The organism is Mycobacterium sp. (assembly GCF_036273375.1).
In the GTDB taxonomy this organism is placed as follows: domain Bacteria; phylum Actinomycetota; class Actinomycetes; order Mycobacteriales; family Mycobacteriaceae; genus Mycobacterium.
Genome location: NZ_DASUHS010000188.1, coordinates 1 through 2,894, shown reverse-complemented (window position 1 = coordinate 2,894; position 2,894 = coordinate 1). Strand labels below are relative to the sequence as shown.

General features: G+C 67.9%; 2 protein-coding genes. One reads left to right on the top strand and one right to left on the bottom strand.

The window, feature by feature from the left end; genetic code table 11:
• Positions 1–275: 275 nt before the first annotated feature.
• The gene (locus VFW69_RS17310) at positions 276–452 is read left to right on the top strand and encodes a hypothetical protein (protein WP_526502811.1); all 177 of its coding nucleotides are present in this window, start codon (positions 276–278) and stop codon (positions 450–452) included.
• 21 nt (positions 453–473) lie between these two features.
• Here VFW69_RS17310 and VFW69_RS17305 read toward each other — a convergent pair whose 3' ends face one another.
• Positions 474–2,702, bottom strand: a complete 2,229-nt coding sequence (locus tag VFW69_RS17305) for a discoidin domain-containing protein (protein ID WP_526502809.1) — start codon at positions 2,700–2,702, stop codon at positions 474–476.
• Between the last annotated feature and the right edge of the window lie 192 nt (positions 2,703–2,894).

Sequence of the window (2,894 nt, the reverse complement as noted above, 5' to 3'; positions counted from 1 at the left end):
TTCTGAGCCGATAACGCGCGCCGGCTCAACGATCCGTTGCCGCGTCCGATCGACGGCGATGCGCGCGCCTCCTTGTCGCGCCCGTCCGCTTCGCGATCGCCGATTACGCGCCTGCCTTCTTGGTGTTGATCAGGTCCGCAGTCGTCGTTATGGGGGCTGTCGACGCGGCGGTTCATGCGCCGACATGCACGGAACTGCCGATGAATGCTCGGTTCGCCCGGGCCTAGGATGCCCGTGCGGCCAAACCTTTTCATTCGAGACGGTGTCCTAACGGCGTGGACTTGGGCAGCGATTTCGACGAGTTCGTGCGCGACTCTTCGCCCGGGCTGCTGCGCACGGCATGCCTGCTCACCGGCGATCGTGGCCACGCCGAGGACGTGGTGCGGGACGGCACTGCTGCAGGTCGCCCGCAAGTGGCGGCGAATCCGCGGCGAACCATGCACCGGGGATAATATGTCCGGTTCATCCTCCCGCTATGCCGCCGCACGGGTTGTGAAGATCGCGGCCGCGCCGGCCGGCAACCGGTACGTATAGGTCGCAGAACCCCAGATGACGTCGAACGTCGCCAGCTGCTTCCCTGAGTTGTACACGACGTTCAACTGGGTGCCATCGGGCAGCTGCGCTGTGCGGCGCTGCACATCGCCGCTCTGCCCGGCGGCGGGGGCCGGCTCGCCGGGCGCCTGCGCCGTCAGCTCGTGAATCGACCACCAGCTGCCGGAACTGCCCTGGTCGGTCACCCGGATGAAGCGGCCGGTGGCCGGCGGGACCTGGATGGTCGTCACCGTCGAGCCCGGCCCGGTGGCGATCGGCGCGCTCCACGTCGTCCCGTCGTCGGAGATCTGCACCTCATACCGGACCACGCCGTCGCCGGGGCTTCCGGTGGTGTCCAGCACGATCCGGTCGAACGTCTGCCGCGAGCCGAGGTCGACCTGGAACCAGTCACCCGGCTGCTGGCCGTGGCCGGTGCTCCAGCGGGTCCCCGGGTTCCCGTCGATCGCGTTGCCGACCGGGTCGTCCGGGCTGCTCGCCGACGCCGACACCGTCCACCCGGTACGAGGCAGCTGTACCTCGGTGGTGCTCGGGGACAGCGACGCGCCGGTCGGCAGGGTGTAGCCGAGCCACTGGTTGCCGACCCGGACCTGGGCCACCCCGGCCAGCATGCTGGCGTCGAACGTGATCAGCGCCTGGCTGCCGTCCGGGTTGGTGAACGGTACGTCCACCGATCCGATCGCGGCCGGGTCGGTGCTGCCCAGCGGGGTTCCCGTCCAGGTGAACGTGGCCGCGGCGCCGCCCGCGAGGGTGTACCGCAGCCAGCGGTTACCCCACTGCACTCCGAAGGTTCGGGGGCTTGTTCCGGTGTTGAAGGCGACCAGCACGTTCCCTCCGTCGGGGTTGACGAACGCGACATCCTTCACGTCGCCGTTGCCGAAGGAGTTGGACGCGACGCGCCGAGCGCCCGGGTGCACGTACTTGCTCACCTGGCCGAGGCCCCAGTAGTCGACCGTCTTGCTGTACGTCCATTTGCCGTTCGCGCCCTTGGTGACCGTCACCACGCCGCGGCAGGTGCCGCAGCCGCCGTTGGTCGGCCCGTTGTTCTCGTCCAGCGCCATGTTCCAGCGGATGGTCCCCTTGGCCCAGGTGCGGGTGGTGTCGATGACCAGGCCCAGCGCGGCGGCGAAGCCCGCCTGGGCGTCGCCCTCCCATTCACCGCCCGAGCACTCCGTGTGGAAGGCCGGCTTGTTGGGGTAGTTGTTGTGCGACACCGCCTGCGTGATCACGTCGCCGCCGTAGCAGTGCCAGGCGGTACCGGCGACGTAGCCGGCCGCGTCGGGGTCGGCGTACATGGTCTCCGGGTAGCTGATGGCGTCCCAATTGTGGTCGTACGCCAGGATCCCGGTCGGCAGCTGGTGGGCGCGCAGCGTGGGGCCGAGGTGGTTCTTGATCAGGTCATCCGCCTGTGTCGCGCTGAGAAACATGCCCGGATATCCGCCCGGTATGAACAGCGGCTCGTTCTGCGGCGTGATGTAGCGGATCGGTACGCCAGCCGCCGCGTAGTCCTCGATGAACTTGGCGAAGTAGTCGGCGAGCGGCTGGTACGCCTCCGAGCGCAGGGTGCCGCCGATCATCGAGTCGCTGGTCTTCATCCACCCCGGAGGGCTCCACGGCGTCGCCATCACGATGAGGTGTGGGTTGATCCGCCGTGCCTGCAGCAGCAGTGGGATGATGTATGCCCGGTCGTGGTCGACGGAGAAATGCGCCAGGGTGGGGTCGGTCTTGCCCGGCGGCATGTCGTCGTAGGAGTAGTTGCCCTTCACCGCAAAGTCGCTGGCGCCCATCGGCTGGCGCAGGAAACTGAGCCCGATGCCCTGATCGCTGAACAGGTCACGCATCACCGCGTCGCGCTGGCTCGCGTCGAGTTTGGTGCCGATGAGCCAAGCCGACGAGTCGGTGAAGGACGCCCCGAAGCCGGTGATCTCCTGATACCGGCGTGTCGTGTCGACGGTGATCGTCGGTCCGGCCGGCGCCGAACCGCGCTGCCACGACATGCCCGGCTGCGGGGCCAGGTATTTCTGGGCGCCGAGGTCGGTGACCACCACCGAGACCCCGGCAGATGGGTCTGGTGCTGCGACTGCCGTACCCCCGGACAGTGCAACCGCGGGCAGCACGGCGGCGAGTGCGATCCCGAACCATCGTCGTGCCATCGGTCATCCTCCTTGACGTCGCCTGTTCCCGGACAGGCTTCGGCGTCACGCTCTCGACCGACCCGGGGCCGGACCCCCGCAAGGCCCTCTTACCCAAATCTCATGATCAATAGTCAAGACCGTTGATGAAGATCTTTTACGCTGGTTCCCCTCCGCGGCGGTGGAAACCTCGCGTCATCGTCATCGCCATTT

Coding starts and splice junctions, on each gene's coding strand:
- VFW69_RS17305 (WP_526502809.1), bottom strand. CDS start 2,702: ATGGCACGACGATGGTTCGGGATCGCACTCGCCGCCGTGCTGCCCGCG.